Origin of the sequence: Trinickia acidisoli, assembly GCF_017315725.1 — a bacterium.
GTDB lineage: Bacteria > Pseudomonadota > Gammaproteobacteria > Burkholderiales > Burkholderiaceae > Trinickia > Trinickia acidisoli.
The window spans coordinates 3,699,587-3,716,739 of the sequence record NZ_JAFLRG010000001.1 but is presented as its reverse complement, the minus strand read 5'-3'; the positions used below and the strand labels follow the sequence as shown (position 1 = coordinate 3,716,739).

Sequence of the window (17,153 nt, the reverse complement as noted above, 5' to 3'; positions counted from 1 at the left end):
TGAGAGTTGAATGAATTTTCGGTGAAGTTGTGCACCAACATGGTGCGTGCGACGCATGCCGCCCGCCGCCCGTTTCCGCTCGTGCCGCGTTGCGCCGCCCGGGTCGGGCTCGCCCATGCGCCCCCGTGCTAGTCGGCGACGGGCTCGCGTCCCGGCTGCGCGAGTGCGTCGTTCGCCGCGTCGGCCCGTACGTGCTCGCGCACGCGATCGGCGATCCCGATCGTCGTCTCGGCATCCTGGAGCGAGGCCGCGTCGAGCGGCCGCTCGGCGATGACGACGCGGTTGCGTCCGCTGCCTTTCGCATCCAGCAACGCGGCGTCCGCGCGCCGGATCACGCGCTCGATCGGTTCGCCGCGCACGTGCTGTGCAACTCCTACGCTGATCGTCAGCGTGACTTCGAGCAAGCGCGAGTCTTCAATGCGCCGGCGCAGACGTTCGGCAACGCGCGCCGCGTCCTGCTGATCGGTGCCGGGCAGGAGCACGACGAACTCCTCCCCGCCGAAGCGGCCTGCGACGTCGCTCGGCCTCATGCTGTGTTGGATTTGCTGCGCCACGAGATGCAGCGCGCGATCGCCGGCATCGTGGCCGAAGCGGTCGTTGACGGCCTTGAAATGGTCGGCATCGATATAGAGCACGGAAAACGGCTGGCCCACGCGCTCGGCGCGCAGCAAGATGCGGCGCCCGAGCTCGAATACGCGGCGCCGACGCGGGAGCTGCGTGAGCTCGTCGATGTCGGCGAACGCGCGCAACTGGCGCTCGAGCCGAAAGCTTTTCTTTTGCGAGCGCAGGGCGAACAGATTCGTGACGAGGCTCGTCGAGATCGCGATGAACATCGACAGCACGACGCCAAACTGCTCGACGGCGGGTGGTTTGCTGACGGCGACGAGCGCGAGCGGCCCCGCCACGGCGAGTGCGGCCGCGGCCGGGAAGTCCCACCCACGCAGCAGGACGGGGCTGAACGTGAGCGGAATGAGCACGAACGCGGGCAGCACGATGAGCATGCCGTCGCCCCACTGCAGCGCATGCAGCACGATGCCGGCCTCGAGCGAGGCGATAAAGGCGAGGGCGGCCAAGCTGGCGCGCAGCCCGCTGCCTTTGGCCCAAGCGACGACGAGCGCGGCTGCCATCGGCAGCGCCGGCAGGGCGCCCGTGAGGGCGGCGCTCGCCATGCGCTGCTTGTCGAGCCAGGCGTCGCCGGCGACGAGCACGACGTAGCCGACGAGCGCCGTCGCGAGTTGCGCGCAAAGAAACGACGACAGCCGATGGGCCGCGTAGTCTTCGAATGAATGATTGTCTTCCGGCGCCTCGATCGTCTTGGCGCGCCGCCCCCGCAGGCGCCGCATACGGCGCGACGCCGCTTCATGGCGAACGTCGTCGGATTGATCCTCGCTGTTCATTTATTGTCTCGCTTGGACGTGCATTTTCGGCATTCACGGAAAAAGCTTGTCGGCACCCCGTTTCGTCGCGACATTCTAATAGCGCTAAATGTCGAGCGCGACGATTTTAATAAGATTTATGAGTCATGGACGGCCGCCGTCCGCCGGGCGGTGCTTTGCGCCGCGCGGGTAGGGGCTGGGGTCGAATGTAACGAGGGCTCGTGGGGTAATTGCGCGCGGCACGTTTTTGTAACTTTCGGGTTTCGCCGAGGTTATGCCAAAAGGGCAAACGTTTGCTGCGCGATTGGATTTTCGCGGTGCAAAATCACCGGAGCGGTAATCGTCTTTCTGTATAACCGCGGTTTTGGATGCAATGCAATATCGGCGCAGCGGCTGAATCGGTATGCGTCGCACCCGCTTGGGCGGGGCGGCTGCGCCCCGCCCAAGCGGCGTCTAGTGCGGACGAGCCCCGGCCGGCTCCGAATCTTCCGGGTAGGTGTCGCGCATGGCCCAGCGCTGGGCAAGCGCCGCGCAGACCATCAACTGCATTTGATGGAACAGCATGAGCGGCAAGACGACGGCGCCGACGGCTTGCGACGCGAAGATGACCTTGGCCATCGGGATGCCCGATGCGAGACTTTTCTTCGAGCCGCAAAAGATGATCGTGATCTGGTCTTCGCGATTGAAACCGAGGCGCTTGCTCGTGAACGATGTGATGCCGAGCGCCGCGGCCAGCAGCAGTGCGTTGACGGCGAATAATCCGGCAAGGGCGGTGAGCGGCAAATGGTGCCAAAGGCCCTCGTTGACGGCCTCGCTGAACGCTGTGTAGACGACGAGCAGGATCGAGCCTTGGTCGACGAAGCGCAGGACGAGGCGGTGGCGATCGAGCCACGGGCCGATCAGGGGCCGCAGCAGTTGGCCGGCGACGAACGGCACGAGCAACTGCATGACGATCGCGCCGACCGTATGCCAGCCCGAGCCCGATGCGCCCGCGTGATTGGTGACCACGATGCTCACGAGCGCGGGCGTGAGGAAAATGCCGATGAGGCTCGATGCCGACGCGCTACAGACGGCGGCCGGCACGTTGCCGCGTGCGATCGACGTAAACGCGATCGACGACTGAACGGTCGAGGGCAGCGTGCACAGAAACAGAATGCCCGCATAGAGCGCCGGCGTGACGAGCGGCGCGACGAGCGGCTTCAACGCGAGCCCGAGCAGCGGAAACATGACGAACGTGCTCACGAACACGAGGACATGCAGCCGCCAGTGCGTGGCACCGGCCACCACGGCTTCGCGCGACAGCTTCGCGCCATGCAGAAAAAACAGCAGGCCGATGGCGATATTGGTCACCCAATTGACGGCGACGGCCGTTTCGCCCCGGCACGGCAAAAAGCTCGCGAAGACGACGGTGCCGACGAGCGCTAGGGTGAAATTGTCTGGAACCAGAAAGGGAGGACGACGCATAAACAAACTTCTCGCTATTTCGAAAGGCGCGCAAAAAGATGGCGTTAAAAGCAGGTAGAAAAATGCGTTCCCACTGCCGCCGGACGGTGCCGGCGCAAGGCCGCGCGCATACCCGTAGACAGACAAAACCGCCACAGTAACACCGAGTTACAACGGCGTCGCCCGCCTAACACTTTTTGCCTCGACACCTCGATGGGCGGCCCATAAATTACTTCACGGGATCCCTCGGAGCGCGATTTATCTGACGACCGCTCGGTAAGGAACGCGCCTGCGGCGCGCCGGTGCACGAAGGCATCCCGGCAGAGGGTGGGCGAGTACTTCGATCATGGCGGATTCGGCTTTGAAAATCTTTGGACGTTGGGTGGCGGCTGCGCTGTGCGTGGCCGCGGCTTCGATCGCCCATGCTCAGCCGCCGCACGGTTATCGGGGCCATACCGCCGCACCGCAAGCCCGCACGTTCTGGCGCGGCCCGAGCCGCCCGGCGGCCGTCACGGGGCCGCGCCGCGCGCCGCATGCTTTTGTCATGGCGACCGACCCGTACGGCCACGGCGGCGCACGCAGGGTGCCGGCGCCGGCGATCGCCCCGCCTACCGTCCCGTACCGACCCGTCAGCGAGGAAGCCCGCACGCTCGCGCGCGAGGGCGGAGCCGCCTACCTGCGCGCCGGCTCGCTGCGCGCCGATATCGCTCGCTATAACGAGGAGCGCGACGCGAATCGCGTGCCGCGTCCGCCGAGCGCGCCGTCGCCGCGCCCGCCGCAGACGCCGTCCGTCTACTACCGCAATTAGCGCCCTGGGCCGTCGGTGCCGTCGGCGCCGTCAGCGTCGCGATCCGTTCCGCACGGGAAGGTATCCAAAACCGCTCCCGAAAACCGCGCTGCGCGTCGGTCTTTTCCCTTCTTTTTGCTTTTCGCTCCGACGCATTTCGGCCCGCCGCGCGCTCGATCGCTGCCGCCATGATGCAATTTCGCCACACTTTGCCTCGCAAACCTCGATTTCCCGCGTCAAAGAAGTCGTCCTCTGACGAAATCATTTTGTCGTCCTTCGTGCGTGGGTCACTATTTCTCCCAGTTTCGGAGCGTACGGCTGCGAGCGAGCGCCGGCGCGGCTTTCCGGCTGATCGCGGCGCACGTCCGGGGTGCGCGCGAGCGTCCGCGGGCACCGGGCGCGGGCGTTTGCGCCCCGGCAACCCGCACGCTTAAGCGAATCGCTATACCGGCAATAAGCGGGCGTAATTTTGTCCGGAAATATGGTCCGTAACGATGGTGCCGCCCCCGAACAATGTAGGCGACCCACGGCCCCCCAATGCGATTCGCACGCTTCACTTTTCTGATAAAGACAGGAGATCTCATGAAAGCCAACGTCAGCCGCGCGCTGAAAACCAGTCTTCGCATGGCGGCCGTTGCCGCCTTCGCCGCCGCCGGGGCGAGCGCCGCTCAAGCCCAATCGAGCGTGCAGCTCTACGGCCAAGTCGATACGTGGGCGGGGATGCAGCAATTCCCGGGCGGGCAGCGCGCGTACGTCGTGGGCGGCGGCGGGATGTCGACGTCGTATTGGGGCATGAAGGGCGCCGAGGATCTCGGCGGCGGCTATAAGGCCGTCTTCACGTTGGAAGACTTCTTCCTGCCGCAAAACGGCGCCTACGGCCGCTTCTCGGGCGACAGCTACTTCTCGCGCAACGCGTACGTCGGCCTCGAAACGCCGTACGGCACGGTGACGGCGGGCCGCCTGACGACACCGCTGTTCGTCTCGACGATCCTGTTCAATCCGTTCATCGATTCGTACACGTTCTCGCCGATGGTTTATCACGTGTTCCTCGGCAACACGGCGATTCCGACGGGGGCGACCTACACGACCGACACCGGCGTCGTCGGCGATTCGGGCTGGAACAACGCGGTCGAGTACTCGACGCCCGATTACAACGGCCTGTCGGGCAACGTCATGTACGGCCTCGGCAATCAGGCCGGCGACAACGGCGCGAAGAAGTGGAGCGCGCAGTTCCTGTACTTCCACGGGGCGTTCGCCGCGACGGGCGTTTATCAGTACGTGAACTTCAACAACGCGCCGAACGACCTCGGCACGGTCTCGCCGTTCGGCACGGCCGTGGCGTTCAAGAGCCAGAGCGTCGGCCAGCTCGGCGCCACCTACGATCTGAAGTTCGTGAAGTTCTACGCCCAGTACATGTACACGAAGAACGACGAACTGATCAGCGGTAGCTGGCACGTCAATACCGGGCAGGGCGGCGTGACGGTGCCCGTCGGCCCCGGCACCGTGATGGCCTCGTACGCATACTCGCGTGATAGCGGCGGTCTCGACCAAACGCGTCGTACGTGGGCGGTCGGCTATGACTATCCGTTGTCCAAGCGCACGGATCTGTACGCGGCCTACATGAACGACCAACTGAGCAGCTTGTCGACGGGGCAGACGATCGGCGCGGGCATTCGCGCGAAGTTCTAAAGGGGCCGCTTGACGGCTTCGCGCGGCCGGGATGGGTTCCACTCGGCCGTGCGAAGCGTCGTTTGATGCGTCAATCGTTCGGCATGAGCCTCAGGCCGCGCCGCCGCCCCGGAAATTGCGCAATTTCACGAATATCACGCCAACTAGCGCTGGAGCGAAGAGATTTGACGCTCCGCCGTGTCGAAGTTCGTCGGAGCCAGCCAACGATCGATTGCCGTCTTGCGTGCAGGCCATTCAAGATCGAGCAGCGAAAGCACCGCGGTATCGCGACTGTGCGCCTTGACGATCATGTGCCGCCGAAGGACGCCCTCCTCGCGAAAACCGAGCCTCAGCGCCGCGCGGATCGATGCTTGGTTCTCCGTATCGGATCGCCATTCGCAGCGACGACAGCCCAGGTGCTCGAACGCGTGGCGGACAAGCAGGTATAACGCCTCGGTCCCGCCACGGGTGCCTTGCAACACCGGAGAAAACAGCACATAGGCGATCTCGATGGAACGATGCTCGGCGCAAAAGCGTATGAGGCTCACCTTGCCGACGACCTCGCCGGATCCGCTGGCCACGATCACGAACGGCATGAACAAGTCGCGGCTAACGAGTTCGTCCAGGTGAGCGCGATAAGCCGGCAGATCGGCAAACGGCCCGTCGCGCAGGAAGCGCCACAAGGATGCACGGCCCGGGCCGTGGGACATTGCATACAGCGGCCCGGCGTGAACCGCCGGATCGAGCGGGCTCAGCGCGACGTAGCGCCCGCGTAGCGCGAAGGACTCGGCGCGGCGGGCACGGCCCGTCATGCATACTTCCGAGTCGCGGGTCGACTTTGGGAAGAGGCGAGGAACATGGATGACCGGTCGGGACGATACAGGGTATGCATTGGATGGGCCTGCCCAGTCAACGCGGCGACGACAGCCCGCCCGATCGCCGGCGCTTGCGCAAATCCGCCCGTGTTGTGACCGCCGGTCACGACACAGTACCCCGCACGTGCGGTCGGAATCGTTTCGAAGATGCCGAGGCTCGACGATGTCCATGGGCGAACGCAATATTTGAGTCCGCTCTCTAGATCACCCGACGCCATCGCGGCCTGGTACGCGTGCGGGAAATATTTCTGCGCGGTGTCGATGAGCCCGTCGTATATCACTTTGAGCAGACGCCGATCGATATTGCTCGCATCGACGCCGGTATAGCCGTATCCGGACCCGATGATCATGATTGGCTTGCCGTTCTCGTCGGTGGCCACGGTGATGTTCGCATCCTCGGTGACATGGCCCTTGCGCGCCAGCTTGAGCGAATTGCGCAGCGGTTCATCGAGGTTAGGCAACCTGAGCCATGCCCCGATGACTCCGTTGATTTTCCCTTCCGAAGCCGTGCCCTTCAGCAGCGTATCGCCATAGGCGCCGGGCGAGATGACTACGTTTTCGGCAAGCAGCAGTTCGTCGGCCAGTCTGACGCCCGTCACGTCGCCACGCGCATCGAACATGAGATGCTGCGCCCGCCGATTCCAATGTGTGCGTACCCCGTTGGCCTCCAGCCGATCGAGCAGTTGTCGCATGAACTTGTGCGCGTTGATCGTGAAACCGACGACGTTCACTCCGCCGACGATATGGCCTCCCTCCACCGCCGCGGCGAGTGCGGGCTGCTCACGCGCAACCTCGTCGCCAGACAATACCGAACGCGCCGCGCCGATTCGCTTCTGTCGCGCGATTGCCGCCTCGAAGTGACCCACGTCCGAGTAAATCCGCAGCACCCCGTCGCGGATCAGGCTGTCCTGGAAAAGCTCGGGATCGCTGTCGATCCATGCGTCCCACAGCCCTTTGCTTTCGCGCGTCAAAGAAAAGATGTCGTCGTTGTAGCTATCGGCCAGCCAAGTCGGGATGCTCTCGAACTCCGCCACCCAAGCGTGCTCTTCACGCGACAGGCTGCCGGCGTGATACGTTGCCCACCCCCGATCCGACACCGTGCGCTGGAATTCGGTATTCATCGTTTCATGAATTTCACGCGCGTTGTAGTTGTCCATTTCCGAAAGCGTGAACATGCGAGCGTCATCGCCGCCACGACTGCATGCGAACGACGTCCACGACGCATCCGTGCGCGGATCGGGACGAGCATCGATGATTTCGACCTCGTAATCGTGCTGTGAAAGGTAATGCGCCGTGATGAGGTTGACGAGGCCGCCACCGATCAGCGTGACACGCCGGGAGGCCGACGCGCGGCCAAGGCTCGCGCTGTGCCGTTCCGCATACCGGCCGGTAAAGGCGTGCTCGAGGGTTTTGAGCGCCTCGATGTACACGTCTTCCTTACCGCTGTCGGCGATGGGCAGCACGACGGCGGAGCCGAACGAGCCGGCGTCCGCCGCGTCGCCGTGGTTTCCAATCGAGACGTAGTAACGGTGCTCGGGCTGGCCGTCGGCCCACGCGGCAACGACATCGCTTGGCAACGGTGCGCGCGTCACGACCGCGTCGACGTTGCTTTCCATGAGGGCGCTACGAAGGGCCGCTCGCCCTTTGCTCAGCACATCGGGCCGATAGACTACGTTCTTGGCCAATATGTGATTGGCCAGATCTCCATTCAGGTGATCCAGGATCAGGATCTGCATGTGGTTTTCCTTGATATTGTTTTCTCAGGTTCCAACTGCCGGCCGAATCAGACGATCACGATGATGGCGGTCCCGACCAGCAGCAACGCCATACTTGCATTGAACACGCGCAATCGCGATTCATTGGTCAGCAGTTTTCCGATGCCTACGCCGAACGAGGTCCAGATCGAGCCGGATATAAAATTCATCAGCGCGCAGACCGTGAAAATGCGAATGCCGGCAGACCACGCCGATGTTCCGGGCGGTAGAAACAGCGTTGCCGTCGTGACAGCCTTGACCCATGCCTTCGGATTAACGACCTGGAAGAACGCGGCGTTGAAGAACGTCAGCGGCTTGGTCACCGCCGTGGCCTTGGCAACTTTCGCGCCGACCAGCTTGTATGCGAGATAGATGAGGTAGGCGGCGCCGCACCATTTCAGAATGCCTTGCAGCCAGGGGAAGTAAGTGAATACGACGCCGAATCCGATGCAAAGCAGAAAGGTTTGGGTCGCGCATCCGGAGACGATGCCGCTGACGTGAGGCACGGTCCGGCCAAAACCGAACGTGGCGCCCGACGTCGTCAGCATGACGTTGTTCGGGCCGGGCGTGATCGACATGATCATGTAGTACGTCGCCAGCGGCACGACGGCGATCGGGGCGGGGCTTATCATGGTGGCGCTAGGTCGTTGTGGTATTGGATGATTTCCCAGGAGGCCCGGGAAGGCCTTCACCGCAGGCTGTCGCAGAAGCGATGAATGCGCCGGCAGGCTTCTTCGAGCACCTGCGTCGACGTCGCGTACGAGATGCGGAAGTTCGGTCCGAGGCCGAATGCGCTACCGTGCACTGTGGCCACCGCTTCGTCTTCGAGCAGCGCGGTGACGAAATCCTCGTCGGTGCTGATCAATTTGCCTTGCGGCGTGCGTTTGCCGATCGCCTCGGCGCACGACGGATAGACATAAAACGCGCCCTCCGGCTTGGCGCACCGCAGATACGGCATGCGATTCAGAAGGTCGATCACGAGATCGCGCCGCGTCTTGAATGCATGCCTGAAAAGCGGCAGATGACTCTGAGGCCCATTTAGCGCCTCGACCGATGCCCACTGCGCAATCGAACACGTCCCGGACGTTTGCTGACCCTGGATCAGATCCATTGCGTCGATCAGCGTCTTGGGGCCGGCCGCGTAGCCGACACGCCAGCCTGTCATCGCATAGGCTTTCGATACACCGTTCATCGTCAAGGTGCGCTCGTAGAGCGATGGCTCGATCTGAGCCGGCGTAACGAACTCGAAATCGTCATAGACGAGGTGCTCGTACATGTCGTCGGTAAGAATCCAAACATGCGGATGCCGCACGAGCACATCGGTCACCGCCTTCAGTTCGTCGCGCGTGTAGGCTGCGCCGGACGGATTCGATGGCGAATTGAGAATGATCCACTTGGTGCGTGGCGTAATCGCGCGATCGAGGTCCTCCGGCTGCAGCTTGTACGCATGGCGCGTGTGCGTCTCGACCGGTACCGGGATGCCGCCGCACAGCGACACCATCTCCGGATACGAAACCCAGTACGGACTCGGCACGAGGACTTCGTCGCCCGGTTCGAGGGTGGCCAACAGTGCGTTGAAGATCACGTGCTTGGCCCCGGTGCTCACGATCGTCTGCGACGGCTTGTAGCTCAAGCCGTTTTCGCGCTGAAACTTGCGCGCGATCGCTTCGCGCAGTTCGGGAATGCCGGCCGACGTCGTGTACTTGGTCTCGCCGCGCCGAATCGCGGCAATCGCCGCCTCCTTGATGTGGTCGGGCGTATCGAAATCGGGCTCGCCAGTGGACAGCGACATCACATCGATGCCCTCCGCGCGGAGCATACGTGCCTTTTGCGTAATGGCGAGCGTGGCAGACGGTTTGACGCTGGACAAACGGCCAGATAGGAATGACATGAAAGAATCCTGGGATGAACAAGGAAGAAAACGTTTTCAACCAAATGATTTATCCCGGATGACTGCTTGTCTCGTCGCACACCGGCAGCGATTTGAGCTGATCGAGATAGGCATCGGGAAGAATGTCGCGCCCTGCAAATAGATGAGCGAGATAGGCCGCACGCGGCTTCAATCCTGAATCTAGGTTGTTGCGGGCGACATAAGTGACGGCGGAGACGTATTCGTTGGATTCAGGGCGTAAAATGCTGACGGCAACACGTTCGTAATGGCCGCTTGCGACGTTCTCGTAATGATCGAGAACGTCGAGCCCTTGCTTCGCGATTCGGTTCAGGACACCAAGGACATGTGCGCCGGGGTGCTCTGCCAGATTGGCAGCCGCCGCACCGCGGAAATAGGCCGAGGGTTTGTCGAACGTCAATACCCAATCGTCGAGCCGGCCTAGCACGCGCTCGAAACATGCCACCCCGGCCGGCGCAAGACGCGCATCGATCAAGCGAGCGGGGTCCATGTTGGAGCCGTAGGCGAAATACCAAATCGAATCATTTTCCCCGTGATTCATGACTCACTCTAAATTTAGTTGGTGATCCATCGAGCGCCGATCGACCTAAATGCGTTCGCCAAACTGAAAACAATAGGCGAGATCGTTCGGCGCCGCAAAAAGAGACGAAGAGCTCGTTGGTGCAAATCTGAAAGCCGAAGTGACAGTGCTCGCTTTCGGCGATGGAAATGATGCAATTCCCGGTGTTTGCGTAATTCTCGTATTATTAGAGGACGGCGAATAATACAGCGTCGCCGATCGATCGAGCAAGGAAAAATATGAAATCGCACTCGATCGGTATTTATTTCCTATAAATTAAATTTGTGCGATATCCGATGTATTTTAATGATGCCTTGATTTTATAAGATGAAAACGTTTTAATCGCTGCATGTTCCGTTATTCATGCGACTTGCTGCCGAGCAGGAATACTGCCGAAGAAGGGTGCATTGGCAGGCGCTTCTGAGCGTCGTTTAAAGCGGATGGGCTTCGACGCGGCAACCGTTACTACACCGCCCGTAATAGGTTGTCCCCGTTCGAGTTCGCCGATCTGCCGGCCGGTGTCCAGGGATGGTCGCCCTCGCGAAATCCGGCACGGGAGGCACACGCGAGTCGTGTGCACCGTTGGCTATACTGCGAGAAGCCGCTACATGTGCGCAGCCGGCATGCGCGAGCGAGGGCAGCCATGACCGATCTTTCGACGCCGCAACGTCTCGACCCCGCGGGGCCGACGCCGGCTCCGCGTCTGCGTTTCGTGACGGCCGCCGCGCTGTTCGACGGGCACGACGCGGCAATCAACATCATCCGCCGCATCTTGCAGGCGAGCGGCGTCGAGGTGATTCACCTCGGCCACAACCGCTCGGTCGCCGAGGTTGCGCGCGCGGCGCTCGACGAAGATGCCGATGCCATCGCCGTGTCGAGCTACCAAGGCGGCCATGTCGAATACTTCAAATATCTCGTCGATGCGCTGCGCGAAGGCGGCGGCGAGCGCGTGCTCGTATTCGGCGGGGGCGGCGGTGTCATCGTCGCCGACGAAATCGACGAGCTGATGCGCTACGGCGTCGAATGCCTCTATTCCCCGCAGGCTGGGCAGCGGCTCGGGCTGCAAGGAATGATCGACGACATGATCGCCCGGTGCGCGAAGGGGGCGGCCCGCACGGATTCGGGCGCGCAGACAAGCGCGGCCCAATGGCTGGCGGCGCTCGGCGGGAGCGGGCTCGAGGCTCGGCGTGCGCTCGCGAAGCTGATCAGCGCACTCGAGAACGGCCGGACGGATGCGGCCACGCGCACGGCGCTCGCCGAGCGCGCACGCGCTGCGCGAGCGGTGCCCGTGCTGGGCGTGACGGGCACGGGCGGCGCCGGCAAGTCCTCGCTGACCGACGAGCTCGTGCGGCGCTTTCGGCTCGACTATGGCGACACGCTCTCGCTCGCCGTCCTCGCGATCGACCCTTCGCGGCGCAAGTCGGGCGGCGCGCTGCTGGGGGATCGGATTCGCATGAACGCGATCGGCGACTGGGGCCATGGCGCGCGCGTCTTCATGCGCTCGCTCGCGACGCGCGAGGCGTCGACCGAGTTGCCCGAGGTCATTCCCGACGCGATCGCGGCTTGCCGGGCGGCTGGCGTCGATCTCGTCATCGTCGAAACCTCGGGCATTGGGCAGGGGGATGCCGCGATCGCGCAGGTGGCCGACCGCTCGCTCTATGTGATGACGCCCGATTTCGGCGCGGCGAGTCAACTCGAGAAGATCGACATGCTCGACTTCGCCGATTTCGTCGCGATCAACAAATTCGACCGCAGCGGCGCGCTCGATGCGCTGCGCGACGTCGCCAAGCAGATGCAGCGCAACCGGGGCGCGTTCGCGCAAGACCCCGAGCGCATGCCCGTTATCGGCACGATCGCCTCGCGCTTCAACGACGATGGCGTGACGGCCCTCTACGGGCGCATCGTCGACGCGCTGCGCGAACACGGGCTGCGTACGCCCGAGACAGGCGCGCGGTTGCCTCGGCTCGATGTGCGCCAGTCACGCGACGGCGGTGCCATCGTGCCGGCCGCTCGTGCCCGCTATTTGTCGGACATTGCGGAGACCGTGCGCGCGTATCGCACGCGGGCGCGCGAGCAGGCGCAATGCGCCCGCGAGCGATGGCAGTTGACGGAAGCGAAGCGGATGACGATGCAACACGGCGCCGCCGTCGACGTAGCTCGCGATGCCGATGCCGCTCGCACGAACGCCGCCCATACGAATGTCGCTTCCGCGCCGCGAATGCCGGCCGGCGATCCGCTGACGTCGCGTCTCGATGCGCTGATCGCCGAGCGCGATGCGCGCCTCGGCGCGCGCGAGCACGCGCTGCTCGACGCGTGGCCGCGCACGGTGGCCGAGTACGCCGGCGACGAGCGCGTCGTGACCATCCGCGGCCGCGAGATCCGCACGCCGCTGACGGCGACGACGCTGTCGGGCACGCCGATCCGCAAAGTCTCGCTGCCGAAGTTCCGCGACCCCGGCGAGACGCTGCGCTGGCTCATGCTCGAAAACCTGCCGGGCGACTTCCCGTTTACGGCCGGCGTGTTCCCGTTCAAGCGCGAGAACGAGGACGCGACGCGCATGTTCGCGGGCGAGGGCGATCCGCCGCGCACGAACCGGCGTTTCAAGCTGCTCTCCGAAGGCATGCCGGCGCGGCGCTTGTCGACGGCGTTCGACTCGGTCACGCTCTACGGCGAGAACCCCGACGAGCGGCCCGACATCTACGGCAAGATCGGCAACTCGGGCGTATCGGTCGCGACGCTCGACGACATGAAGACGCTCTACGACGGTTTCGATTTGTGCGACCCGGCAACCTCGGTGTCGATGACGATCAACGGCCCCGCGCCGACGATTCTCGCGATGTTCTTCAATGCGGCGATTGATCAGCAGCACGAACGGCTAGCGGCGCGTTGTGCGGCCGAGCAGCGCACGCCGAGCGCAAGCGAGATCGAGGACACGCGCGAGCGCGCCCTGCGCGAAGTGCGCGGCACCGTGCAGGCCGACATCCTGAAGGAAGACCAGGGCCAAAACACCTGCATCTTCTCGACGGAGTTCAGCTTGAAGATGATGGGCGACGTGCAGGCCTATTTCATCGAACGCGGCGTGCGCAATTTCTATTCGGTGTCGATCTCGGGCTACCACATCGCCGAGGCCGGCGCGAATCCGATCACGCAACTCGCCTATACGCTTGCGAACGGATTCACCTACGTCGAGGCGTATCTCGCGCGCGGCATGGCGATCGACGAATTCGCGCCGAACTTGTCGTTCTTCTTTTCGAACGGGATGGAGCCCGAGTACGCGGTGCTCGGCCGCGTCGCGCGCCGCATCTGGGCCGTGGCGCTGCGCGAGCGGTACGGCGCGAACGCGCGCAGCCAGAAGCTCAAGTACCACGTGCAAACGTCGGGCCGCAGCCTGCATGCGCAAGAGATCGCGTTCAACGACATCCGCACGACGCTGCAAGCCTTGATCGCGATCTACGACAACTGCAACTCGCTGCACACGAACGCGTTCGACGAAGCGATCACGACGCCGACGGAAGCGTCGGTGCGTCGCGCGATCGCGATTCAGCTCATCATCAATCGCGAATGGGGCTTGGCGAAGAATCAGAATCCGAATCAAGGCAGCTTTCTCATCGAGGAACTGACGGATCTCGTCGAAGCGGCGGTGCTCGATGAGTTCGACCGGCTGACGGCGCGCGGCGGCGTGCTCGGTGCGATGGAAACGGGCTACCAGCGCGGGCGCATCCAGGACGAATCGATGCGCTACGAGCATCGCAAGCACGACGGCTCGTATCCGATCGTCGGCGTCAATACGTTCGTGGCCGATGAGGCTGGCGACGAACACGAGGCGCGCGGGCCGCTTGCGCTGGCGCGTTCGACGCGCGAAGAGAAGCAAAGCCAGCTCGAACGGCTTGCCGCGTTTCATGCTCGCCATCGCGACGAAGCGGGGCCGATGCTCGAACGACTGCGACGGGCCGTGATCGATGGCGAGAACGTATTCGCGGTGCTGATGGATGCCGTGCGCGTCTGCTCGCTTGGGCAAATCACGCATGCGCTGTTCGAAGTGGGCGGGCAGTACCGGCGCACTATGTGAGCCGCGCCCGCGGCTGTATTCAACGCAGCGACAGCCGCTCGCGCGCGTCGTCGTACTCGCGCTTCAGGCGCCCGACGAGTTCCGCGACGCTCGGGACGTCATCCATCAAGCCGACACCTTGCCCCGCGCCCCAAATGTCCTTCCACGCTTTCGCTTTGTCGCCCGCGAAGTTCATCTTCGTTTTATCGGAGGCGGGCAGCGCGTCCGGGTCGAGCCCCGCGTTGACGATGCTTTCGCGGATGTAGTTGCCGTGCACGCCCGTAAACAGGTTCGTATAGACGATGTCCGAGGCGCTCGCATTGACGATCGCGTGCTTGTAGTCGTCGACGGCGTGCGCTTCTTGCGTGGCGATGAAGCGCGTGCCCATATAGGCGAGGTCGGCGCCCATCGCCTGCGCGGCGAGGATCGAGCCGCCGTTGGCGATCGAGCCTGACAGCACGATCGGGCCGTCGAAAACGCGCCGCACTTCGCCGACGAGCGCGAACGGCGACGTCGTGCCCGCGTGTCCGCCGGCGCCGGCCGCAACGAGGATCAAACCGTCGACGCCCGCTTCGAGCGCTTTCTGCGCGTGGCGCAGATTGATGACGTCGTGCAGCACGATGCCGCCGTAGCTATGAACGGCGTCGATGATCTCCTTGGCGGGCGCCCGCAGGCTCGTGATGAAGATCGGCACTTGGTGGTCGACGCAGACGCGCACGTCGTGCTCGAGCCGCGCATTCGATTGATGAACGATCTGATTGACGGCGATCGGCCCGATTCGCGCGTTCGGGTTCGCGGCGCGATGCGCGGCAAGCGCCTCGCCCATCTGCGTGAGCCATTCGTCGAGCAGCTCGGCGGGCCGGGCGTTCAGCGCAGGGAACGAGCCGACGATGCCGGCCTTGCACTGCGCAAGCACGAGCTCGGGGTAGCTGACGATGAACATCGGCGACGCGACGATAGGCAGCGTCAGATTCTGTAGGACGGCGGGCAGAGCCATGGCGCGTGTCTCCTCTTCATTAAAAGAACGAACGTTCGAATTATAAAGGATGTAAACGCGGGCGATGGCGGCGCAGGACGTTGGAGTGAGTGCTCTGCTTCTACGTTTCGTGGCGCTCCGAACGAGCGGGCGTCATCCACGCCCTTAAAATACGAGGGGTTCGGACAACGATAAGAGGCAGGAGCGAACAGCCATGAGTTTTGCCGACTTTACTCCGTTTCACGTCGACGCAGACGGCGTCGACCTCTTCGGGCTGACGGGCGGAGAAGGTCCCCCTCTGCTGCTGCTGCACGGGCATCCGCAAACGCATCGGATTTGGGATCGCTGTCTCGGACGTCTTGCCGAGCATTTCACCGTCGTTGCCACCGATCTGCGCGGGTACGGACAATCGGGCAAGCCCGCGAGCGACGACACGCACGCGCCCTATTCGAAGCGGGCGATGGCGGCCGATCAAGTGGCCGTCATGCGTCATTTCGGGTTCGAGCGCTTTTTCGTCTGCGCGCATGATCGCGGGGCGCGCGTGGCGCATCGGATGGCGCTCGATCATCCGGATGCCGTCGAGCGCATGATGCTGCTCGACATCGCGCCGACGCTGGCGATGTACGAAGGCACCGACCGCGCGTTCGCGACGGCGTACTTCCATTGGTTCTTCCTGATTCAACCGCAGCCGCTGCCCGAAACGCTGATCGGCGCGGACCCGGAGGCCTACGTGAAATCGGTGATGGGCGGCCGTCACGCCGGGCTCGCACCGTTCGAGCCCGATGCGCTGCGCGCTTATTGCGAGGCATTGCGCTCGCCCGGCGCGGTGCATGCGATGTGCGAGGACTATCGCGCCTCGGCAACGATCGATCTCGAACACGACCGCGCCGATCTCGAGCGCGGCCGCAAGGTCGGCTGCCCTTTGCGCGTGCTGTGGGGCGCCGAGGGCGTCGTGGCGCGCTGCTTCGATCCGCTGCACGAATGGCAGCGTGTCGCGCGCGACGTCAGCGCTCGCGCGTTGCCGTGCGGGCATTACATTCCCGAGGAAGCGCCCGATGCGTTGATCGCCGAAATCCACGATTTCTTCGAAACCGACGAATCGGACGGGCGCATCGCGAGCGCCTGAGGGCGTCTCAGCGCCCCCCGCGCTTGGGTGCGCGCGGCTTCTTCTCCGCTTCCGTCCCCGTTCCCCGTCGAACCTCGCCGGCCGCTCTCTCTGTTCTCGCCGCGCGGGGCTCGGCCGGCCCGAGCGGCGGCAAGCGTCGCGTGACGGGCGTTGCCTTGACGATGGCCGTGCTCGTCTCGGCGCGCTCGCCGACTTTCATCAGGATGTCGTCGAGTTCCTCGATCGAGCGCAGAAAAAGGCGGCAGATGAAGCAATCGTCGCCCGTGACTTTGTCGCACTCGACGAATTCGGGAATGCGGCGAATTTCATCTTCGACCAGATGCAACTGCCCGGGCAGCGGCTTCACGCGCACGATCGCTTGCAGCGTATAGCCGAGCGCGCGCGGATCGAGTTGTATCGTGTAGCGCTCGATGACGCCTTGCGTCTCGAGGCGCCGCAGTCGCTCGGCCGTGCTCGGCGCGGAGAGCCCGATTTCGCGCGCGAGGTCGGCGGTAGCCGTGCGGGCATCCTCGGCGAGCAGGCGCAACAGCGTCCGATCGGTTGCGTCGAGGTCCGCCGCGATTGAGCCATCGGCAAGGCGTTTTGGCATATCGACCTTCGTTCCGAAGAGAAAATGAATGATTTGCCTTAGT

General features: G+C 63.7%; 12 protein-coding genes and 1 pseudogene. 4 read left to right on the top strand and 9 right to left on the bottom strand.

The genetic code is table 11. The features are described 5' to 3' along the window. Positions 1-128 precede the first annotated feature (128 nt). A complete protein-coding gene (locus J3485_RS17050) occupies positions 129-1,397 on the bottom strand; it encodes a GGDEF domain-containing protein (protein WP_206954941.1) in 1,269 nt (422 codons plus the stop codon). Between the two features lie 432 nt (positions 1,398-1,829). Further along, positions 1,830-2,840 (bottom strand): bile acid:sodium symporter family protein, encoded by a 1,011-nt coding sequence (locus J3485_RS17045; RefSeq protein WP_206954938.1) that lies wholly within the window; start codon positions 2,838-2,840, stop codon positions 1,830-1,832. A 325-nt stretch (positions 2,841-3,165) separates the two neighbouring features. Here J3485_RS17045 and J3485_RS17040 point away from each other — a divergent pair, with 325 nt between their 5' ends. Both J3485_RS17040 and J3485_RS17035 read left to right on the top strand, forming a co-directional pair. Then, complete coding sequence (locus tag J3485_RS17040; RefSeq protein ID WP_206954936.1) at positions 3,166-3,627, top strand: hypothetical protein; 462 nt, start codon at positions 3,166-3,168, stop codon at positions 3,625-3,627. A gap of 561 nt (positions 3,628-4,188) precedes the next feature. Next, complete coding sequence (locus J3485_RS17035; RefSeq protein WP_206954934.1) at positions 4,189-5,295, top strand: porin; 1,107 nt, start codon at positions 4,189-4,191, stop codon at positions 5,293-5,295. A gap of 143 nt (positions 5,296-5,438) precedes the next feature. On the opposite strand, the gene J3485_RS17030 is transcribed toward J3485_RS17035, so the two are convergent. From J3485_RS17030 to J3485_RS17010, 5 genes are read right to left on the bottom strand one after another with little or no spacing between them, the layout of a single operon-like run. After that, positions 5,439-6,086, bottom strand: coding sequence for a GNAT family N-acetyltransferase (locus J3485_RS17030; protein ID WP_206954932.1), 648 nt, complete (start codon positions 6,084-6,086; stop codon positions 5,439-5,441). Next, positions 6,083-7,885 (bottom strand): NAD(P)/FAD-dependent oxidoreductase, encoded by a 1,803-nt coding sequence (locus tag J3485_RS17025; protein ID WP_206954930.1) that lies wholly within the window; start codon positions 7,883-7,885, stop codon positions 6,083-6,085. The genes J3485_RS17030 and J3485_RS17025 overlap by 4 nt, the downstream gene beginning before the upstream one ends. Before the next feature lie 47 nt (positions 7,886-7,932). Further along, the gene (locus J3485_RS17020; RefSeq protein WP_206954928.1) at positions 7,933-8,535 is read right to left on the bottom strand and encodes a LysE family translocator; all 603 of its coding nucleotides are present in this window, start codon (positions 8,533-8,535) and stop codon (positions 7,933-7,935) included. 56 nt (positions 8,536-8,591) lie between these two features. Beyond that, entirely contained in the window at positions 8,592-9,794 is a 1,203-nt protein-coding gene (locus J3485_RS17015) for a pyridoxal phosphate-dependent aminotransferase (protein ID WP_206954926.1), read from the bottom strand. 49 nt (positions 9,795-9,843) lie between these two features. Further along, positions 9,844-10,353 (bottom strand): gamma-glutamylcyclotransferase family protein, encoded by a 510-nt coding sequence (locus tag J3485_RS17010; protein WP_206954925.1) that lies wholly within the window; start codon positions 10,351-10,353, stop codon positions 9,844-9,846. A gap of 661 nt (positions 10,354-11,014) precedes the next feature. On the opposite strand from J3485_RS17010, the gene J3485_RS17005 reads away from it, so the two are divergent. Further along, entirely contained in the window at positions 11,015-14,440 is a 3,426-nt protein-coding gene (locus J3485_RS17005; protein WP_206954923.1) for a methylmalonyl-CoA mutase family protein, read from the top strand. A gap of 19 nt (positions 14,441-14,459) precedes the next feature. Here J3485_RS17005 and J3485_RS17000 read toward each other — a convergent pair whose 3' ends face one another. After that, on the bottom strand, positions 14,460-15,416 hold the full coding sequence (locus J3485_RS17000) for an NAD(P)H-dependent flavin oxidoreductase (protein WP_206954914.1): 957 nt from the start codon (positions 15,414-15,416) through the stop codon (positions 14,460-14,462). A gap of 193 nt (positions 15,417-15,609) precedes the next feature. Between J3485_RS17000 and J3485_RS16995 the strand changes: the two genes are divergently transcribed. Then, positions 15,610-16,521: an alpha/beta fold hydrolase gene (locus J3485_RS16995; RefSeq protein WP_206954912.1), complete on the top strand. Its 912-nt coding sequence runs from the start codon at positions 15,610-15,612 to the stop codon at positions 16,519-16,521. Positions 16,522-16,642: 121 nt separating this feature from the next. On the opposite strand, the pseudogene J3485_RS16990 reads toward J3485_RS16995, so the two are convergent. Then, positions 16,643-17,110: pseudogene (locus tag J3485_RS16990) on the bottom strand (Lrp/AsnC family transcriptional regulator); the annotation flags it as partial. Positions 17,111-17,153: the final 43 nt, after the last annotated feature.